This window comes from Thalassospira sp. MCCC 1A01428 (assembly GCF_002115825.1).
Taxonomy (GTDB): domain Bacteria; phylum Pseudomonadota; class Alphaproteobacteria; order Rhodospirillales; family Thalassospiraceae; genus Thalassospira.
Genome location: NZ_JFJZ01000003.1, coordinates 1 through 20,126, shown reverse-complemented (window position 1 = coordinate 20,126; position 20,126 = coordinate 1). Strand labels below are relative to the sequence as shown.

17 protein-coding genes are annotated in these 20,126 nt (G+C 53.0%); 14 read left to right on the top strand and 3 right to left on the bottom strand.

Annotated features, from left to right (window positions below; all coding sequences use genetic code 11):
* The first annotated feature begins 212 nt into the window (after nucleotides 1-212).
* The 8 genes from THS27_RS03120 to queG all read left to right on the top strand — a co-directional run bounded on the left by THS27_RS03120 (nucleotide 213) and on the right by queG (nucleotide 9,781).
* Nucleotides 213-773: a queuosine precursor transporter gene (locus THS27_RS03120; protein WP_085588250.1), complete on the top strand. Its 561-nt coding sequence runs from the start codon at nucleotides 213-215 to the stop codon at nucleotides 771-773.
* A 70-nt stretch (nucleotides 774-843) separates the two neighbouring features.
* A complete protein-coding gene (queA, locus tag THS27_RS03115) occupies nucleotides 844-1,902 on the top strand; it encodes a tRNA preQ1(34) S-adenosylmethionine ribosyltransferase-isomerase QueA (RefSeq protein WP_085587789.1) in 1,059 nt (352 codons plus the stop codon).
* Nucleotides 1,899-3,041: a tRNA guanosine(34) transglycosylase Tgt gene (tgt, locus tag THS27_RS03110; RefSeq protein WP_085587787.1), complete on the top strand. Its 1,143-nt coding sequence runs from the start codon at nucleotides 1,899-1,901 to the stop codon at nucleotides 3,039-3,041. Before queA ends, tgt begins: the two co-directional genes overlap by 4 nt.
* 18 nt (nucleotides 3,042-3,059) lie before the next feature.
* Nucleotides 3,060-3,527, top strand: coding sequence for a preQ(1) synthase (gene queF, locus THS27_RS03105; RefSeq protein ID WP_085587785.1), 468 nt, complete (start codon nucleotides 3,060-3,062; stop codon nucleotides 3,525-3,527).
* Nucleotides 3,528-3,774: 247 nt separating this feature from the next.
* On the top strand, nucleotides 3,775-4,302 hold the full coding sequence (locus THS27_RS03100) for an RNA polymerase sigma factor (RefSeq protein WP_085587783.1): 528 nt from the start codon (nucleotides 3,775-3,777) through the stop codon (nucleotides 4,300-4,302).
* A gap of 100 nt (nucleotides 4,303-4,402) precedes the next feature.
* Nucleotides 4,403-5,554: a FecR domain-containing protein gene (locus tag THS27_RS03095; protein ID WP_139835459.1), complete on the top strand. Its 1,152-nt coding sequence runs from the start codon at nucleotides 4,403-4,405 to the stop codon at nucleotides 5,552-5,554.
* Between the two features lie 159 nt (nucleotides 5,555-5,713).
* Nucleotides 5,714-8,230 (top strand): TonB-dependent siderophore receptor, encoded by a 2,517-nt coding sequence (locus THS27_RS03090; RefSeq protein ID WP_139835458.1) that lies wholly within the window; start codon nucleotides 5,714-5,716, stop codon nucleotides 8,228-8,230.
* Between the two features lie 390 nt (nucleotides 8,231-8,620).
* The gene (gene queG / locus THS27_RS03085; protein WP_085587779.1) at nucleotides 8,621-9,781 is read left to right on the top strand and encodes a tRNA epoxyqueuosine(34) reductase QueG; all 1,161 of its coding nucleotides are present in this window, start codon (nucleotides 8,621-8,623) and stop codon (nucleotides 9,779-9,781) included.
* Between the two features lie 9 nt (nucleotides 9,782-9,790).
* Here queG and THS27_RS03080 read toward each other — a convergent pair whose 3' ends face one another.
* Complete coding sequence (locus THS27_RS03080) at nucleotides 9,791-10,582, bottom strand: phosphodiesterase (protein ID WP_168184808.1); 792 nt, start codon at nucleotides 10,580-10,582, stop codon at nucleotides 9,791-9,793.
* Between the two features lie 85 nt (nucleotides 10,583-10,667).
* On the opposite strand from THS27_RS03080, the gene THS27_RS03075 reads away from it, so the two are divergent.
* From THS27_RS03075 to THS27_RS03065, 3 genes are read left to right on the top strand one after another with little or no spacing between them, the layout of a single operon-like run.
* A complete protein-coding gene (locus THS27_RS03075; protein ID WP_085587778.1) occupies nucleotides 10,668-10,940 on the top strand; it encodes a ribbon-helix-helix domain-containing protein in 273 nt (90 codons plus the stop codon).
* Nucleotides 10,941-11,924, top strand: coding sequence for an SDR family oxidoreductase (locus THS27_RS03070; RefSeq protein WP_210402816.1), 984 nt, complete (start codon nucleotides 10,941-10,943; stop codon nucleotides 11,922-11,924).
* Nucleotides 11,887-14,046 (top strand): asparagine synthetase B, encoded by a 2,160-nt coding sequence (locus THS27_RS03065; protein ID WP_085587776.1) that lies wholly within the window; start codon nucleotides 11,887-11,889, stop codon nucleotides 14,044-14,046. The genes THS27_RS03070 and THS27_RS03065 overlap by 38 nt, the downstream gene beginning before the upstream one ends.
* 79 nt (nucleotides 14,047-14,125) lie before the next feature.
* Here the strand turns inward: THS27_RS03065 and THS27_RS03060 are convergent, their stop codons facing one another.
* A complete protein-coding gene (locus THS27_RS03060; protein WP_085587774.1) occupies nucleotides 14,126-15,214 on the bottom strand; it encodes a response regulator in 1,089 nt (362 codons plus the stop codon).
* A gap of 986 nt (nucleotides 15,215-16,200) precedes the next feature.
* Between THS27_RS03060 and THS27_RS03050 the strand changes: the two genes are divergently transcribed.
* Entirely contained in the window at nucleotides 16,201-17,088 is an 888-nt protein-coding gene (locus tag THS27_RS03050; RefSeq protein WP_246832820.1) for an SUMF1/EgtB/PvdO family nonheme iron enzyme, read from the top strand.
* A 134-nt stretch (nucleotides 17,089-17,222) separates the two neighbouring features.
* Nucleotides 17,223-17,954 (top strand): hypothetical protein, encoded by a 732-nt coding sequence (locus THS27_RS03045; RefSeq protein WP_085587770.1) that lies wholly within the window; start codon nucleotides 17,223-17,225, stop codon nucleotides 17,952-17,954.
* A 186-nt stretch (nucleotides 17,955-18,140) separates the two neighbouring features.
* Here the strand turns inward: THS27_RS03045 and THS27_RS03040 are convergent, their stop codons facing one another.
* Nucleotides 18,141-18,539, bottom strand: coding sequence for a cytochrome c family protein (locus THS27_RS03040; protein WP_085587768.1), 399 nt, complete (start codon nucleotides 18,537-18,539; stop codon nucleotides 18,141-18,143).
* A 258-nt stretch (nucleotides 18,540-18,797) separates the two neighbouring features.
* On the opposite strand from THS27_RS03040, the gene THS27_RS03035 reads away from it, so the two are divergent.
* Nucleotides 18,798-19,931, top strand: a complete 1,134-nt coding sequence (locus THS27_RS03035; protein WP_085587766.1) for a DUF2336 domain-containing protein — start codon at nucleotides 18,798-18,800, stop codon at nucleotides 19,929-19,931.
* The last annotated feature ends 195 nt before the right edge of the window (nucleotides 19,932-20,126 follow it).

The following is a 20,126-nucleotide window of genomic DNA, read 5'->3' as shown; positions in this document are numbered from 1 at the left end:
TTCTCCATAATCCCCGGAGCAATGCGCGATCTGCGGCAATGGCCGGAATGCCCTTTGGGTGTTTCGGCCATTGTTTTTTGTGCTTGACCGGTAAAGATGCGGCGCGTAAACAACGCGCACTATTTTTGCGACCCATTTTGCGCATCGTCGTTCCGGATACCGGCACCGCGAGATTTGCTATGCGCGGGTTTTACCAACAAGGTTCTAGAAACATGAAAGCCATCATTGCAGGCATTCTGGCAATGGCCGCCACGGTTGTCGCCTCAAACATTCTGGTCGAATATCCGTTGCCTGGTGTTCTGGCCGACTGGCTGACGTTTGGGGCCTTTACCTATCCGGTCGCGTTTCTGGTAACCGATCTTACCAACCGCGCACGCGGGGCCGGTGCCGCACGGTTTGTGGTGCTGTCGGGCTTTGCCATTGCCGTTGTGCTGTCGCTGATGTTTGCTGATACCCGCATTGCCGTTGCCTCGGGCACGGCGTTTCTGGTGGCGCAATTAATGGACGTTACCGTGTTTAACCGTCTGCGCCAGGCAAGCTGGTGGAAGGCACCGCTGGTTTCCTCGACCATTGGGTCGATGCTTGATACCGCGCTGTTTTTCTCCATCGCCTTTGCGGGCACCGGTCTTCCGTGGCATACATGGGCGCTGGGCGATTTTTCGGCCAAAATGATTATGGCGATGACGTGTCTGGCCCCGTTCCGCATATTGATGACAGTTATTCGTCCGGCAACCCGAAATGATGCAACTGCCGCACAATCGGCAAGTGCCTGATCTGTTTTCGATGTGATCCCAAGTACGCCTTGCTATTGCGGTGTTCTGACGCTGCCAAAATGGAAAAAAAATGAAAGTCGATCTGTTCGATTTTGACCTGCCCCGCGACTGTATTGCCGAACATCCGGCTGACCCGCGGGATTCTGCCCGGATGCTGGATTTAACAGCCGGTGCGATGAATGACCGTATCGTGCGTGAATTGCCCGATATTTTGCGCCCCGGCGATTTGCTGATTTCCAATGATACCCGCGTGATCCCGGCGCGCCTGTTTGGCAAGCGCGGGGAGGCCAAAATTGAAGTCACCCTGCACAAGCAGGAAGGGCTGGCACAATGGCGCGCCTTTGCCAAACCGGCCAAAAAGCTGCGCATTGGCGAGATTTTCAAGGTGAATGACAGCTTTGAAGCCGAGGTGATGGACAAAAAGGACGGCGGCGAAGTTTTGCTGCGGTTTAACGTTGCCGGGGCTGATTTGATCGCCGCCCTTGAAAAATATGGTGTGATGCCGTTACCGCCCTATATCCGGCGTGAAGCCGGGGGCGATGATCAGGACCGCCACGATTATCAAACCATTTTTGCCCGGCATGACGGTGCGGTGGCGGCCCCGACAGCGGGTTTGCATTTTACGCCCGAATTGCTGGCGAACCTGGATGCGCGCGGTATTGCCCGCCGCACCATCACCCTGCATGTCGGGGCAGGCACGTTTTTGCCGGTAAAGGTGGATGACACCGAAGACCATAAAATGCACGCCGAATGGGGCAGCATTTCGCCCGAAATTGCGGCCTTGGTGAATGAAACCCGGGCCAAGGGCGGGCGCGTGGTGGCGGTGGGGACAACCTCGCTGCGCCTGTTGGAAAGTGCGGCCACTGAAGATGGCATTGTTGAACCGTTTGAAAACGAAACCAGCATTTTCATCACACCGGGCTATAAATTTCGCGGTGTTGATTTGTTGCTGACCAATTTCCATTTGCCGCGATCAACGTTGTTTATGCTGGTATCGGCCTTTGCCGGGTTTGACCGCATGAAGGCGGCATATGAACATGCCATTGCGCAAAAATACCGTTTTTATTCTTATGGCGATTGTTCGCTTTTGGAATGCGCCAACCAAGTTGAAGCACTGAAAAAGTCATGACCGAATTTCGTTACGAACTGCTGGCAAAAGATGGCAAGGCGCGGCGCGGCCGCATTCACACCGCGCATGGCGTGATTGAAACGCCGGCCTTTATGCCCGTTGGCACCGCTGCCACCGTGAAGGGCATGATGCCCGAAAGTGTTGCCGCTACCGGTGCGCAAATTTTGCTGGGCAATACCTATCATTTGATGTTGCGCCCGGGGGCCGAACGCATTGCCCGCCTTGGTGGTTTGCACAAATTCATGAATTGGGACAAACCGATCCTGACCGATAGTGGCGGGTATCAGGTGATGTCGCTGGCGGGTTTGCGCAAAATCACCGAAGAAGGTGTGACGTTCAAAAGCCATATTGACGGGCGCAAATTTTCGCTATCCCCGGAACGTTCGATGGAAATTCAGCATTTGCTGGGTTCGACCATTACGATGGCGTTTGACGAATGCACGCCTTTCCCCGCGACCGAGGATGTTGCCGCCGAAAGCATGCGCATGTCGATGCGCTGGGCCAAACGGTCGCGCGATGCCTTTGTCGAGCGTGAAGGCTATGCCCTTTATGGCATTCAGCAAGGCAGTGTGTTTGAAAACCTGCGCCGGGAAAGCTCGGAAAAGCTGGCGGAGCTGGACCTGCCGGGCCATTCGGTGGGCGGGCTTGCCGTGGGTGAAGGCCAGCAGGTGATGTTTGATACGCTGGATTTTTGCGTGGATATGCTGCCGGCCAACAAGCCGCGTTATCTGATGGGCGTTGGCAAACCGTCTGATCTGGTGGGCGCTGTCATGCGCGGAATTGACCAGTTCGATTGCGTATTGCCCACCCGTTCGGGCCGCAATGCCCAGGCCTTTACCCGCCGGGGCACGGTGAACCTTAAAAATGGCCGTCACCGCGATGACGACCGCCCGCTTGATGATCAATGTTCGTGCCCGGCCTGTTCGCAATATTCACGCGCCTATTTGCATCATCTGATTAAGGCGAACGAAATTTTAGGGGCGATGCTGCTGACCTGGCATAACCTGCAATATTATCAGGATTTGATGAAGGGCATGCGCGATGCCATTGCCGAAGGCCGGATGGAAGCCTTTGCAAAGCAATTTTATGCCGATCAGGAAGGCGGGGATATTGATCCTGTGCCAATGATCGAGGATTAAGGCGAAGGGATAGATACCATGTCAGACCAAAGCATTTATCAAAACCTGACCATGCTGGGTGGTGATACCAAACAGCCCGCCAGCCCCGAAGAAGCCGTGCTGGAAAAGGTGAAAAACCCGCAGGAAGGTACGGATTATTGCGTGCGGTTTGTCGCCCCGGAATTTACGTCTTTGTGCCCGATCACCGGCCAGCCCGATTTTGCCCACATCGTAATTGATTACATCCCGGATGGCTGGCTGGTTGAAAGCAAGTCGTTAAAGCTGTTTTTAACCTCGTTTCGCAATCACGGTGCCTTTCACGAAGATTGCACGGTGAGCATTGGCAAGCGTATTGCCGAAACGCTGAACCCCAAATGGTTGCGGATTGGCGGTTATTGGTATCCGCGTGGCGGGATACCGATTGATGTGTTTTATCAGACCGGCCCGGCGCCCGAAGGCGTGTGGATCCCTGATCAGGGGGTTGCACCGTATCGCGGGCGTGGCTGACAAAGCCGTTATCGCTGTGTGACCGGGTGTGACCGGTTATTGAAAAATGTATCAGAATGATATGTTTTTGAACGGCATATAGGCAGGGCATCTTTTGGGTGCCCTGTTTTTTATTGACCGCTTGGTAATATTGATAATTATTCTCATTGCGAGAGTGGGGCGTTCTTGTTATGCAAGGGGTGTTGTGCGCTGTCGGAAGGAACGGCAGGTTTGTACAGCAGATGTTTGCGCAAGATGGGCCACATAGATGCGTCGCGATACAGCGTCGATTTTAATCAGCAGTTTTCAGGAAAATTACGACCATCTGGTGCGGTTTTTAACCCGTCGTATGGGCGGGGATTCCCAACGGGCTGCCGATATTGCCCAGGATACCTATTTGCGCCTGGCATCATCGCCGCCGGGCGATGTGCCAATTGATAACCCGCGTGCCTATATTTACCGGGTTGCCGGTAACCTGGCGATTGACTGGTTGCGCCGTGAAAAGCGCCACAATGCCAATGCCGCCGATACCGCAGGTGCCGCCGCACTGGTGGCCGACCCAAAACCATCGCCTGAGGCCACGGCGATGGGCCGTGAACAACTGGCTTTGCTAGATTGTGCATTGGACCGATTGCCGGAGAACCCGCGTCGTGCCCTGTTGATGTTTCGGGTTGATGGCTTGCCCCATGCCGAAATCGCGCGGAAATTGGGGGTTTCGGAAAGCATGGTTGCCAAATATATTGCCCGTGCCTTGCAACAATGCCGCGATGAACTTTGGCGGGCGGACCAAAAATAATGACATTTGAATTGCCGGTTTGGCGGTGCCTGAACGTCTATAAATCAGGGGGGCAATTTTCCCTGTGCCAGGTGGATGGCCAAACAACAGGAATGCGCCGGTGACCAAGGATACAGACGGGCAGGACCGCGATCAAAACCACGACAACCGGGATATCAGCGATACGGCCATTAATTGGCTGGTAACGCTGTCGTCCGGTCATGTCAGTGACGATGTGCAACAGGATTATTACGATTGGTTGTCGCAATCGCCCGATCATGCTGTCGCAATGGACGAGGCCCGGTTGCTGTTACATGGCATAGGGCAAACCGGTGCAGCGCAGAACTGGCAGGCCGGAAACGAGGGTGGGCATCGCCACATAATCTCGAAAGCAAAACCACGCCACGCTATGCCGATGGCTACACCAGGGTTTGGCCAGGGTCGCCGTGGATCAATATCGGCGGACCGCGAGGCACAGTATGACCACGCCATGCACTTGCACCGTAATGGTCATGCGAAAATACGCAAACCGGCATGGCCGATAGGGCGGGGCACGGCGGTGTTGCTGGCGTCATTGGGCGTGCTGGTTTGTTTAACGGCTGGCGTGATTGTGCCGGGCATGGTTGGCCCGGTGGCCGGGCTGTTTGCCGATTACGCAACGGGTATTGGTGAACATCGCACGGTTTCGTTGCCTGATGGCACGTTGGTGCATTTAAACACCGCATCGGCATTGTCGATTAATTATTCGCCTTCCCGGCGCGAAGTGCATTTGGATGCAGGCGAAGCCCTGTTTGAAGTGGCCAAAAACCCGGCCCGCCCCTTTGTTGTGATGGCACAAAACGGGCAGGCGCGTGCGGTAGGTACGGTTTATGACGTGCAGCTGGCCGACGATGGCGTGCATGTTGGTGTTCGCGAAGGCATTGTCGCCGTTTCAACCGGGCAAAAGACAACCCTTCCGGTTAATATTACGGCAGGACAACGGGTTTCCTATGACGGGTCAGGGAAACTATCGGACGTTTTGTCAGACGGGGTAGATGCCCAAACCGCATGGATGCGCGGCAAGCTGATTTTTAATCGTCAGCCATTGTCAGCAGTGATTGCGGAAATTCAACGTTATCGTAAAGGCCGGATCATTTTGGCAAATCAGCAACTGGCAGACCTTAAAGTCAGTGGTGTTTTCGATTTGAATGACCTTGATGATCTGTTGAAATCGATTGACGATACCACGGATGCACATGTTTTTTCTACCATGGTTGCAACTGTAATCTATTGATTTAAAACCCTGAAATAAGATGAAGTCGAAAACTGGCAAAATTTTTTGAAATTTTTGCTGCAAGTTTCGAATGCCGGTTTCGTCATATGACCAACAGCAAGTGATAACCGTTATCAAAATCATTTGCATTGGGATGATTAAATTTAAGGGTTAAACAATATGACGCTGGGTTCCAACCGTGCCAACCGGCAGGCCACACCCTTTTTTGCCGCTTCTTCACATCGTATTTCCGGTCGCGCTGCCACCCGCTGGGCGGGCCGGTTGATGATGACAACCATGATATCGGGCGCAGCCCTGGCCGGGGGCATGATACCGGCAACATCTTCGTGGGCGCAAAGTGGGCCGGTTGCCGATGATGCGGCAATTAATTTCAGCATTCCCGCCCAGAACATGGACCGCGCACTAACCCTTTTTGCCGATCAGGCCAATGTGAAACTGTTTTTCCCCAGCGACGGTGTCGCCAGTGCGCAATCGCCTGCTGTTATTGGCAGTTTTACCCGTGACCAGGCGTTGCACCGTTTACTGGCCGGATCAGGTTACAACTGGCGCGTGACCAGTGGCGACACCATCACGATTGAAAAGGTAACGATCAACGGTGCGGCCGACGGGGATGTGGTGCTGGACCCGGTACGGGTGGAAGCCGACAAGGAATTTGAACGTGCAGACGGCCCGGTACAGGGATATGTCGCCAAACGGTCATTGTCGGCGACCAAAACCGACACGTCAATTCTGGAAACGCCGCAAAGCATTTCGGTGGTGACATCGGACGAAATCGAAGATCAGGGATCGCAAACAGTGATGCAGGCGATGCGCTATACCCCCGGGGCTTTTACCGGGCAGGTCGGGGCATCAAACCGTTATGATTACGTGATTTTGCGCGGGCTGGTCGATCGCAGCATCGATAATATCTATCTCGATGGCATGAAAACCATGAGCGATGATTCGACCTATAGCTCAATGCAGATTGACCCGTATTTTGTGGAACGGATTGATACCGTAAAAGGCCCGGCATCGGTTTTATATGGCCGGTCGTCGCCGGGCGGATTGGTCGCCCTTAGCAGTAAAAAACCCGAATTTGATCAAAAGGGCGAAGTCGAGGTTTCATATGGTACGCGCCAGCAGCGCGGCGTTGCCTTTGATATAACCGGCCCGATCCGTGAAGGTGGCAAGCTGGCCTATCGGCTGGTTGGCAAGGCCGATGCATCTGATACCCAGTTTGATTATGCCAAAGAAGAACGTTATGTCATCGCACCGTCGTTAACGGCGAATTTTACCGATGATACTCGCCTGACCCTGATGGGGTATTTTCAGCGCGACCCCGAAGGCGGTACCCACAATGGCGTGCCCGCAGAAGGAACACTTTATCCCCATAACGGGCAGTATCTTCCACGTGATTTTTTTGACGGTGAACCGTCTCTGGAAAAGTTTGATCGCACACAAAACATGGTTGGCTATCAGTTCGAGCATGATTTTGACGACGATCTGACATTCAAACAGAATTTCCGGTTTCTGGATTCAGATGTTGATATTGACCAGATTTACCAAACAGGCTGGGATGGTAGTACCAACAATTTGAAACGTGCCTATTATGGCGGTTATGAAAGCCTGCGGGCCTTTACGGTTGATAACCAGCTAACAGGCAATTTCAGTACGGGCAGTGTGGATCATACCGTTATAGGCGGGCTGGATTATCAGCATCGCCGATCACGGACCAATTATTGGTACACTGCTGTGTCAGGCATCAACCCGTGGAACCCGTCCTATGGCAATGCCAATGTCACATTTGGCACGCCGTATGCGCTGGCGACCAAAACGCTGGAACAAACCGGGGTGTATGTGCAGGACCAGCTTGCCTATGAAAACTGGCGGTTGTCACTGGGCGCGCGCGAGGATTGGGTGGAAACCGATAACCTGAACCGTTTGACAGAAAAGCGCACCGGCGAAGACCGCAGCAAACTGACCACCCGTGCCGGGTTACTGTATTTGTTCGATAACGGCATTGCACCTTATTTCAACTATTCGGAATCGTTTAACCCTAACCTGTATGCCGATGCCAATGGTGACCCGCTGGCCCCGACCGAAGGCACGCAATATGAAGCCGGGATCAAATATCAGCCCAAAGGGCGCGATATGTTGTTCACCGCATCGGTTTTTCATATTGAACAGGAAAATGTCGCGATTGCCGACCCGGTGACCTTTGTGTATTCGCCCGCAGGTACAATTAAATCGCAAGGGATCGAGCTGGAGGCACGGGCAAAACTGACCGATCATTTCAGCATGACAGCCGGATATGCCTATACCGATGCCAGCTATGATGCGCCGGGCGATGCCAAGGACGGTAAAACACCGATGCAGGTACCTGAGCACACGGCATCCTTATGGGGTAAATACAGCTTTGATGCCGGGGTGTTGGCCGGGCTGGATGTCGGGGCCGGGGCGCGCTATGTCGGCGAAACCTGGGCGACGGCGGACAATACCCAGCGCGTACCCGATTACACCATTGTTGATCTGTCGTTTGATTACGACCTGTCGCGCATTGGTGTGGAAAATGCCGATATGCGCTTTAACATCAATAACCTGTTCGACAAGGATTACATTGCGTCCTGTTATAACCTTGCGAACTGTTACGTCGGTCAGGAACGCACCATGCTGGCGACCTTGCGGTATCGTTTCTAGAAGGCAAAATGCGCGACGTCGCGCCATGCACGACCTGACATGAAAAGAGGGGGGCGGCCCGTTCGGTGCTGCACCCTGATTTTTTAGCCAATTCTGTAACGCCGCGCGCTACATCAAAGGTCTTAATCTTCCTGTTGAAGGGGGTGTCATTGCATGAAGTGGTCAGTCCGGCTTTCGCATCCGGACTGTAATTCACCCATCAATATTTTGCGGTGGCAGTGCCGGGTTTTGCGGCCTTTTTGACCTGTAACAGGTGATCTGCTGTTTGATTTTTGGCGATAAAGGCCGTGGTGTAATGCTGCGGCCTTTTGTTTTTTGTGTGAAAAACGATATAAGGCGGCACCGAGAGATAGAAAACACAAATAACACAGATAAGCCAAACCCGTTGCCATGACAGCCAAAACGGCGAACATCGTCAGCCTTGATATGCTTCGCGCCAAAGCCAGGGAAATTGGCTTTGACGTTTGCGGTATTGCGCGCCCCGAAATTGATGCCCGCAACCAGCAGCGGCTGGATGAATTTGTTGCCGGGCAGGAATTTGGTAGCATGGCCTGGATGGCGGACCCCGAACGGCTACCACGTCGCCGTGACCCGCGTGTTTTGTGGGAAGATGTAAAAAGCGTGATTGTGCTGGGCACCAATTATGGCCCGGCCGAAAACCCGCTTGCCTTGCTGGACCATCCCGACCGGGCAATGATTTCGGTTTATGCGCAAAACCGCGATTATCACGACCTGATCAAAAAACGTTTGAAACAACTGGCCCGCTGGCTGGTGGAGCAAACCGGCGGGGCAGAACAGGTAAAGGTGTTTGTCGATACGGCGCCGGTTTTGGAAAAACCGCTGGCCCAGGCCGGGGGCATTGGCTGGCAGGGCAAGCATACCAATGTGGTGTCGCGCGAATATGGGTCGTGGTTGTTTCTGGGCGAGGTTTTTACCACCCTGCAATTTGACGATGCCCCGCAAAAACCCGAGATTGACCATTGCGGATCGTGTCGCAATTGTCTGGATGCCTGCCCGACCAATGCGTTTCCCGAACCCTATAAACTTGACGCCAGGCGGTGCATTTCATACCTGACGATCGAGCATGACGGCGTCATTCCGCACGAATTTCGCCGGGCGATGGGCAATCGCATTTATGGGTGTGATGACTGTTTGTCGGTTTGCCCGTGGAACAAATTTGCCAGCCGCACAGAAGAATTGGCCTTTATGCCGCGTGCCGAGCTTACCGCGCCACGGCTGGCCGATTTTTTGGAAATGGATGACGAAGCCTTTCGCGCCTTTTTTGCCGGATCGCCAATCAAACGGATTGGCCGGGCAAAGTTTTTGCGCAATGTGCTGATTGCGATTGGCAATGATAACAAGGGTGCGGATGCCAGTATTCTTACACAGGTGCGCACCCTGTTAGAGGATCCATCCGTCCTTATTCGTGCCAGCGCGGTATGGGCAATGGCACAATTAATGGACCCGGCATCGTTTAACGATGTGCGAAGCCATCAGTTGGCAAAGGAAACCGATGAAACGGTTTTGGCAGAATGGAACAATGCAGCCTGAATTTCAGGCTTAATTTTTCGGGTTTGGCACTGTTTCAAAATGATAGCGCACCGAGGCGTCATTTTCATTGATCAGCGCAATGCCATATCCCGGTTCCAGCCAGGGTTTATCGGGCAACCCCGCGCCCGGCTGCATTGCCAGCGGTTGCCCGGTAAAACTGCTGGCACCCCCGGTAAAGGGAATACCGCGCCAAATGCCGTGGCAGGGGCGATGCAGATGCCCGAAAAAGATGTGGCGAATGGCCGGGTGGACTTGCAAAACGTCGCCAAAGGCATCGGCGTTTTGCAAATTTATGCTGTCCATAAATGGTAAACCCATTGCGACAGGCGGATGGTGCATGAAAACCAGGCAGGGCAGGTTGCGTGAATGGTGCAGTTCGGTTTTCAGCCATGCAAGGCGCATGGGGCATAAAATGCCGCTATCTTCACCGTCGGACAGAGTATCAAGCATCACGATACGTATGCCATTGCAGGTAAATGAATAATTGATGAAACCGTTTTCATCGCACGGGGTATCGGGCAGGGTTGTAAGCATTGTGTCGCGTACATCATGATTGCCGGGAATAACATGCACCGGCATCGGCAGGGCCGCGATGGTATCGCGAAACAGCGCATATTGGGCAAGGGTGCCCTGGTGGGTTAAATCACCGGAAATCACACATAGTTCGGCATCACTATGCCATTGGCAAATATCGGCAATGACGGCTTGCAGGGTTTTTTGCGGGTGTGGTTTACTGCCAGGCGGGGTATCGGGGACAGGGTCGGTGAAATGGCAATCGCTAAGGTGGATAAGTTTCATCATTGGCCCCGTTTGTTCCTGACTGTATACGCGCTTGCTGCTAAGACTATATCGTGTTGTTTTATTTGTGTGTTCAATGGAATTTTTGATGAATACCGAAGTTCGCAAGCGATCCATCACCATTGCCGGACACCGGACCAGTTTTTCGCTGGAAGATGCGTTTTGGCAGGAATTGCAACGCATTGCCATGCGAGAAGGGCGCAGCATTGCAGAAATGGTGGTGCTGATTGATGAAGGACGCGAGGGAAATTTGTCCAGCGCGTTGCGATTGTATGTTTTGGGTGATTTGCAACAACGCCTGAATATGGCACGACCGGATGAAACACCAGCCCTTAACCCCGATCAAGGCGAGCCTGAATAAATGACCGACCAGAAAACAATGGCGATTACCGGGGCAAATGGTTTTGTCGGCCGGGCCGTATGCAAGGCGGCCCTTGCCGACGGTTTCACTGTGCGCCCCCTGGTGCGCACTGAAGCTGCCCTGGCACAGTTGCCGGCTGATCTGGCGCGGGATGCCCGGATCATTGGCGATATTGATGGCAATACCGACTGGACCGGGCATTTGCAGGGTGTTGACTGTGTTGTGCATCTGGCAGCACGCGTCCATGTGATGAATGATGTATCGTCTGATCCGCTGGCGGCGTTTCGCGCGGTTAATGTGGCAGGCAGCCTTCATTTGGCGCGGGCCGCTGCGGCGCAAAATGTAAAGCGTATGGTTTTTGTAAGTTCGATCAAGGTGAATGGCGAAGAAACCCTGTTTTCGGCCTTCAACGAACATAGCCCGGTTAACCCGCAAGACCCATATGGACAATCCAAGGCCGAAGCCGAGAATGCCTTGCGTCAGTTTTCGGAAGAATCGGGGCTGGGACTAACCATATTACGGCCCCCACTGGTTTACGGGCCGGGGGTAAAGGCCAATTTTGCGGCTTTGGCGAAATTGACATCCCGGGGCATTCCCTTGCCATTCGGCGCCATTCATAATTATCGCAGTTTAATTCATGTTGATAACCTCGCCGATGCCTGTGTGGTGGTCGCGCAGCACCCAAGTGCCTGTTATAAAACCTATATGGTATCGGATGGCGAGGATTTTTCGATTGGTGAAATGATTTCCCTTTTGGCCGAAGGCATGGGCAAAAAAGCGATTTTGCTGTCGGTTCCAACCGGTGTGTTGGGCTTTATTGGCCGGGTTACCGGCAAAACGGCGCAGGTGCAGCGCTTAACCAGTTCGTTGCAAATTGATAATCGTGCCATTCGCCGCGATTTACACTGGTTGCCACCGGTCGAGGCCCGCGAAGGGTTGCGCCGGGTTGGCGCATGGTTCGCCCAACCCCGAAAAACTGACTAGCGGCCACCAGTATATGTGTGGTTTTGCCGGAGCAACCGACCAAGATGCCCGCCCTTGGGCGATGGCAACGTCCGATGCGCTGGCACATCGGGGGCCGGATGGTGCCGGTATATGGCCTGAAACGGATGTTGTTTTAACTGCCGATGGTGCCGTTCCGGCCGATATCGATGGGCCGGTTTTTGTACATCGTCGTCTTGCCACAACGGACCTGACAGCGCGTGCAGCCCAACCCATCACCAGCCGTGATGGCCGTTTTGTATTGGTGTTTAACGGTTATATTGGCGGATATCGGCAATTATCGGCCCGTATGTCATACGGTGATGTGAATGGCCCCAACCCGGCGCGTGTTGCGCGGGAACCGGGCCAAAACCTTGCCGATACCGATGTTTTGTTACGCCTGCTTATAAAAACAATAGGGGCAGCAGGGGGCGATTACGCGGCACAGGTTGCGGCATTAGGCGCTGTGTTGGCGGACCTGGCCGGGGCCTTTTCCTTTGCCTTGTGGGATTGCCATACGGCCACCTTATGGATGGCCGTGGATGATATGGGCCAAAAACCATTGTTTTTCACCCATCGCGACGACGGACATCTTTTTTTTGCATCCGAATTATCCCCGCTTTTGACGGTGCCAGGCGTTACTGCTGCCCTTCATGAAACAGCGTTTGATGCCGCGCTGGCCCATTTGTTTGTACCGGCACCAAAAACGGTTTTTGGTCATGTTTTGCAACTGCAACCCGGCGAAATCGCTCGTTGGAAGAATGGCAAGCTGGAATGTTATGATAAATCCAGTCGCAGATCGCAGCCATTGGCCGGCCAAAGTGCCAGAAGTGCCAGGCAAAACCAACGGAAGTTATTTACCCGGTCTGATGTCTTAAACCGGGATGCAGAACACACAAAGGCCGCCCGTATGAAAGGGGCTGGCAGCAGCATGCCGACAGCCGGGCAGGTTGTGTCGGGTATGCGTCGCAGGGTTTACCGGGCTGTTGCCGAAGCAATGACATGTGACCGATCTTTTGCCTGCCTGTTATCTGGCGGGATGGATAGCGCCGGCATTGCCGCCATGGCCAGCCATATGGGCAGGCATCGCAGCGATAAAACAAAGCGGCCAACGGCCATTGTGATGGGGTTTCGTGATCGGCGGCTTGATGAAACCAGGCGCGCGCAACATTTGGCCGACCATTTGGGATTAACGTTGCAAATTGTCGCGGCACCGCACCGGGCCGATGACATTTTGCAAAGATTACAGGCGGGGTTGTTGGCATTTGGCGGGCCATTTGCCAACCCGGCGATGATTTTAACACACAGGTTAAGTCAGGCTGTTGCCGATATTGCCCCGGTATGCCTGACGGGCGATGGGGGCGACGAAATTTTTGGCGGTTATCGTCGTTATCGGATGGCGCAACTTGCGCAGAAATGGCTGGCAATGCCACGTTTGGCACGTCGTGGTTTGGCCGCATGTTTAACGTTTGGCGAACCGTATTTGCCCCCCGCGCTAAACCGGCATTTTTCAGGAATGTACAAGTTTTTACAGATGACGACCGGGAGCCGTGATGATGTTTTAACCGGCTGGAACAATCGTTGTGTTCTTGCCCGGTATGGCCGGTTGCAAAATGACATGACAGGGCTGGATCATGATATTGCCGCGGCAATGATGCAGTTTGATCAATCTGTCACACTGCCTGGTAATCAGCTTGCAATGAGCGATCGCATGGGAATGGCGTTTGGTGTTGAATATCGTCCGCCGCTGCTGGACCCGGCGGTGCGCAAACTGGCCCGTTTAATTCCGGTTCAAGACCATTTGGCAGGGCAGGGTAAGGCGATTTGGCGCGCGGTTGTGCGGCCCATGGTGCCAGCCAGATATCTTGATGGGGCAAAGGCGGGGTTTAATCCCCCGGTTGGGAACTGGATACGCGATGTTTCGATGCTGATCTGGGGGGATGAAAATACAGCACAAAAATACATTTTCAGCCGCGTGCAGCTAACCCGGGCCGATCAGCGAAAAATATGGCGACGGGCCTGCGCCAATGATTTTAATGCCGCGCTGACCGTTTGGAACCTGTTGGTGTGGCAGGTGTGGGAAACGGGACAAAAAAGCGAAAACAAACAGGCTGATGCACGATGAATGGCCGATTGTTAAGGTGCACCGGAACGGGTGTTTGTTTGTCGTGGCTGGGGGCTGCCGGTTTGTGTTGTTTGCATCCTTAACTAAGCGCCCACGACCGACTGCGACGATACAGGTTTAACGCGGTCAGGGCCGTTGGGGCCAATTGCACCACCCGGCGCGATAATTTGACGATGTGATGTTCTTCAATGTCGTTGCTGTCAAACATGTTATGCGCTGCATCGCATAAATCCGCCAATTGTCGCAGGCCAAAAGTGCCAGATGTGCTTTTAAGGGCATGGACTTCGTTGCGAACAGCGTGAAAATCGCAGCGCGACAGGGCATCATCAATTTGCACCAGGCGAGATTCGGTCTCGGTAATAAACAGGTCAATGCCGTTGGCTGCCCCGTCCATACCCGCATCGCGATAAAGTTTTTCAAGAATATTAACGTCAAGAACCGGACTGGCAGGCAAATCGTCAGAGGGGAGTTTGTTAAAAGCGCGGGTATTTTGTTTCATCCGGGCAACGGGGGCCGGTGCCGAGAGGTTACCCTTGCGGGTGTTGGTGCCGTTGCGCAGCAGGTTTTCGCTGATAACGCGTAACAGGCTGGCCCGTTGAATTGGTTTGCTAATAAAATCGTTCACACCTGATTGCCGGGCAATCATGTTCCAGTCACGGGTGCGGTGTGCTGAAAAGGCAATAATTGGAATGCGTGACGAAGGACCATCCATGTGGCGAATGCGCCGGGTGGTATGCAGCCCGTCCATGTCGGGCATTTCAACATCCATCAGCACAACATCAACCGGAATACCGCGGCGTAAAATATCCAGCACGCTTTGGCCATCGCCTGCTTCCATTACGCTGAAACCTTCGGCCTGTAACATCCGGCGTGCCACCATACGGTTTGATGCACTGTCATCGGCAACCAGAACAGTGCCGCGTTTCTGGTTGTCAACATCGGTAAGGGAAGGGCGCATTTCGCTGGCATGGATATGCGGACGTACAAGACACACAGAAAGCATGCCGCCATTGTCGAGACTGGTTTCGTCAAATACCAGGTCGTCTTCTGCAATACCGGTAATCAGTTGATTCCATGCCGGATTTGCAAAAATAAGACGTTCATTGGCATCAAACAGAGCGATCCCGGCATTCGATTGCGAGAGCGCATCTAGAATCTGCTTTTCCATAGGCCACCTTGTTAAACCGGCGCCCTTGTCCCGTAACTGTAAGAGTTTCTGTTTTCAGGTTTGATATTTTATACAGTGTTAACCGGTATTTTTGCTGTTTTTGCGCAATAAGTCCATGATTTTGTTATCTTGCGCTGCTTTCGCGGTAATCGTTTGGGGTGTGAATGGCACGATTAAGGCCCGAAATTGTCGTGGTGATAATGTTAAATCGGGTTTTGCAAAAAATTTCCCCCGCAGTTTGTGCCTGGTTTTTCTTGAATATGGCAGGGTGGCAGCATGTTTTATTAAGGAAAAGCGTTGTTTTGCCTGACGCCTGGCACCAGGCAAAACAGCAGGGCGGCATAATAAAACGGGAAAGGATACGATCAAACAGGCAAAGGGGGTGTTTGATCGTATCCTTTGACGCCAGCTTTGTGTGCAAAATACAAAACCGGCATTGCCCTGGGGAAAGGGGCAATGCCGGTTTTTCGTTTTGCGGGGGGAGAAGCCCGCGGAAGAAGACGTTTTTCGTCCAGGTGCTGACCGGTGTGGCAAATGTTCGGGGGGAGAAAAACATTTACCGTGCAAACGGCCCGGCACAGGGTGTTTGCAATCAATCAGCAAAGCTATAGTGACAAAAATTTCAGGTTTGTGGGGTCACGTGTTTTCACGCTTTCGTGAGTATTTTTTCGCGACGAAAATGGCAGGAATATTTGCAGTGTGATCTGGTTCAGCCTGGGGTTGCTTGACATTGATGTAGCGGTTTTACAAATATGTAACTTCTAAAAGTCCCGTTATAACCGGTTTTCAGAATATCAGTTTAGGGAAAACAGACGGAGCATAAGGACGCAGCCCGACGAATGTCGGGGACGGTTGGGTTTGTTTTGCAAAGCCCGTTCGCCAATTGAGGGGCCCGGGGATTGGTTTTGATCCAGGGAATTTGGTGTTAGGGAAAGAAGCGAGCCTGCCAGGATTTGGGGATTTTGTTTTTGGGAACCAGTATTGCAATGATGTTGTCTAACGGACGCAGCTTATGCCAAACCGCTTTCGGGCTGGCGACAATGATGGTGCTGTCGTTACAGACATCAACGGTTTTTGCTGCCGATATTGAAAAACCCGATCTGACGGTTATTCCTGCCGGCTGGTTCTGGCAGGGGTCGGATGCCATCGAACGAGATTATGCCTATCGGATTGACGAACAGATTTATGGCCAGGATGTCGCCCATCGTAACCGCTGGTATGATTCGGAAATTACCAAATGGCGCATTTATTTACCGGAATTTGAAATTTCGACAACGCCGGTAACCAACCACCAGTATGCGGCCTTTATCAAGGATAGTGGCTACCCTGCCCCTGGTGTAACCAGGGAAGTCTGGGATACCTATGGGCTGGTGCATGGTTATGAAGCCACGCGCCCGTTTGCATGGAAAAACGGGGCGCCCCGGCCCGGACGCGAAAATCACCCGGTTGTGATGGTGTCGTGGCAGGATGCGGTGGCTTATACCCAGTGGTTAAGTAAAAAAACCGGCGAAACATGGCGCCTGCCAAATGAGGCAGAATGGGAAAAGGCTGTGCGCGGACCAGACGGTACCTTTTATCCGTGGGGTAATATTTATGATCCGTCCTTGTTAAACAGTGCTGATCGCGGGCCGTTTGACACGGTTCCTGTCAAATCATATCCACCGGGGCCTTATGGTCTTTATGACGGGTCGGGACAGGTGTTTGAATGGACAATGTCCCAGCAGCAGCCGGGCGCGCGCATTGTAAAGGGTGGCTCGTGGGATGATCGGGGGTGCGGGGTATGCCGCCCGGCGGCGCGTCACAGCCGCCCCGAACATTTGCGGCATATATTGATCGGTTTTCGTGTTTTGCGCGTATCGTCATCAAACAGATAAGTATTTTTACTTGTAGTTTTTTGATACAGGCCTGACTGTGTGCAAACCGGCTTTCCGCCGGATCGACATTTCCATTCTGCCCGATCGGGCCTGCTCAGAAGTGGAAGGTTGACACATCAAGTGGTGATACAACCATGACTGAACTTGAAATAAACTGGTCGGAATTGTCCACCGGCCAGCTCAAAACCATGATGGCTGCCGGGCGCGATGTGATGGAATGCCATCGCGTTCTGTCGGCAACAGGTGACAACATTGTTGGTGAATTGATCCGCACGACGGGGGCGTTTTATGAATGGACGCATTACCCGCAAGGTGACGTTTATGACCGCACCAGCCATGCCCAGTTTTATTATCATGCCCATCCCAAGGACGAGCAGCGCAACTGGAACGAACATGGTCATTTCCATAGCTTCATGCGTCCGCGTGGTATGCCCGAGTCGGCACGACCTTTGCCGATTGAAGGTTTTGAAATGCCGGACGGCCCGAACGAGGCCCTGTCGCATCTTGTCGCAATTTCGATGGACCAGTATGGTTTTGCCCAACGTTTGTTTACCACCAACCGCTGGGTGACCGGCGAGGTCTGGTATGATGCGGAAACGGTTTTGTCGATGCTCGATAATTTCATTATTGACCATGCCCAGCCATCCTGGCCGGTAAACCGGTGGGTAACGGGCATGATTGCGTTTTACCGGCCACAAATCGAAATTCTGGTGCGTCAGCGCGATGCAACTATTTGCTCGTGGGCTGAAACACACCCGGACAGCGATGTTTACGAAGATCGCGATCTTGAGGTGACGTCAGAATGTGTGATCCGCGTTGAGGAACAAATGCGCAGCATTGCAACGGAATTGGGTAATCGTCGCTAAACATTCAGGGCTGACGGCACGATATCCGGGCCGAATCACAGGTGTCTGGTGCGGTGATTGAATGTTCTGCCCGTCGGCAGGTTTTTCGCGGAATGTTGGCCTGAAGAACCAAAAGGCCGACCTGTGCCGGTCGACCTTTTGATGCCAGATCTTGAATTTGGCACAAAAATTGTGCGGAAAAACAGATCAGTTTTGTTTCAGATATTCAGTAACATCCTGAATGTCTTCTTCTTTTTTCAGCTTGAACGTCATTTTCGAACGCTCTTTGGTATCAGCAATCGCGCTGATTTTGGCTGACGGATCTTTCAGGTATTCGTCAAGGAATGCTTCATCAATGGTGAAGCCCTTCTCGCACGCATCCTGATAACCTTTGCTGTATTTGTAATCGGAAATCGCGCCACATTCGCGACCAATTACACTATGCAAGGACGGGCCAACCTTGTTTTTGCCTTCTTCAATCGAATGGCAGGCGGCACATTTTTTAAAGACTTTCTCGCCCTTGGCAGCATCGCCCGCAGCAAATGCAGCAGTGCTGAACATTGCGGTGGCGGAAATTGCAATAGCAAGCATTTTGATCGAATTCATTTACAAGGCCTCTCTCTTGGCATGTAGCGTGGTGCCCACGCCGAACGCAACGCGGAAACTTTCTGACAGCCCCCGGCGGGTAACGCAATCAAAGCACGACAATCCGTGGAATCATTATAAGTCGCGAGCCATGATCACGAACAGGTTATCTTACCCTGATTTACATGTGAATAAATTGCGTTCAATCAATGGGCTCTTGGGTGTATAGTAAGAAGTGTAACGGTTGGTGGAATTTCCAGCCGTAGCAGGAGAGGTTACGTGGCCCCGATTACAAAAAACGATGTCGCAAAACTGATTAATGACCCTTCGGGTAACAACCGCGCCGAAGCCGCGGATAAAATCAGCAAGCAATTCAGTGACGACCAGCTATCCGAGAATGAACGTTCGCTGGCCGAAGACATATTTCGCATCATGATAAAGGATGCGGAAGTCCGGGTGCGCAAGGCGCTGGCCCGCAATCTGAAACAGACGCCGCTTTTGCCCCACGATGTTGCCCTGACGCTGGCGCGCGATGTGGATGCGGTGGCGCTGCCGATATTGCAGTTCTCTGAAATTCTGAGTGACAGTGACCTGGTCGATATTATTGGCGATGGTCCTGACAGTGTGGAAAAACAGCGGGCGATTGCCACACGCGGCAATGTATCCGAGATTGTTTCCAGCGCGCTGGTCCAGGCGGGACACGAAGATGTGCTGGTTGATCTGATCGGCAATGACGGGGCGGAAATCAGCGAACAATCCCTGCAAAAGGTTGTCGATGATTTCGGCCATAATGAACGGATTCAAAAGCCGATCATTTCGCGCAATCATTTGCCAATTACCATTGCCGAACGCATGGTAACCTTGGTTTCAGACCGGTTGCGCGGCGAACTGGTGTCACGCGGGCACTTGCCCGAGGGGATTGTTAATGCCGTGATGACCCAGTCGCAGGAAAGTGCCACCATTGGCCTTTTGGGCGACGACAGCGAAAGCCGCGATGTCGAAATTCTGGTCGAGCATCTTTATACCAACAATCGCCTCACTGGCGGTTTGATTCTGCGTGCATTATGCATGGGCGATATTTCGTTTTTTGAAGCCGGTATCGCGCGTCGTGCAGCGGTGTCGTTGCTCAACAGCCGTATCCTGATCCACGACTCCGGGCTTTACGGATTGCAGGCGATTTATAACAAGGCCGATATGCCCGCCAGTTTTTTCCCCGGCGTGCGTGCCGCCCTCGAGGTTGCCCATGAGACAGACCTTGATGGTCGCGAAAAGGATCGTGAACGGTATTCGCGCCGGATGATCGAACGCATTTTGACGCAGTATGGCGACCTTGGCGTTGAATTTGATTCCGACGATGTTGATTACCTGATGGGGCGTATGTTGCAATTGCCCAGTGAAAGCAGCCTGCATTAGGGTTGCAACCCGGGATTTGCCCCTTTGTTATAAAACGCACCCATCGCATATGCCGGCGGGTGCGTTTTTGTTCAGGAGCGGTCAGGTTGGTAATGAAGGGCAGAAAGGAAGGGGAAATTCAGCGGTGAAAAAAAGAAACCCCGTCGCCATGTTTCAGGCGCCAGGGTTTCTAACTGATGGTCGGAGCGAGAGGAT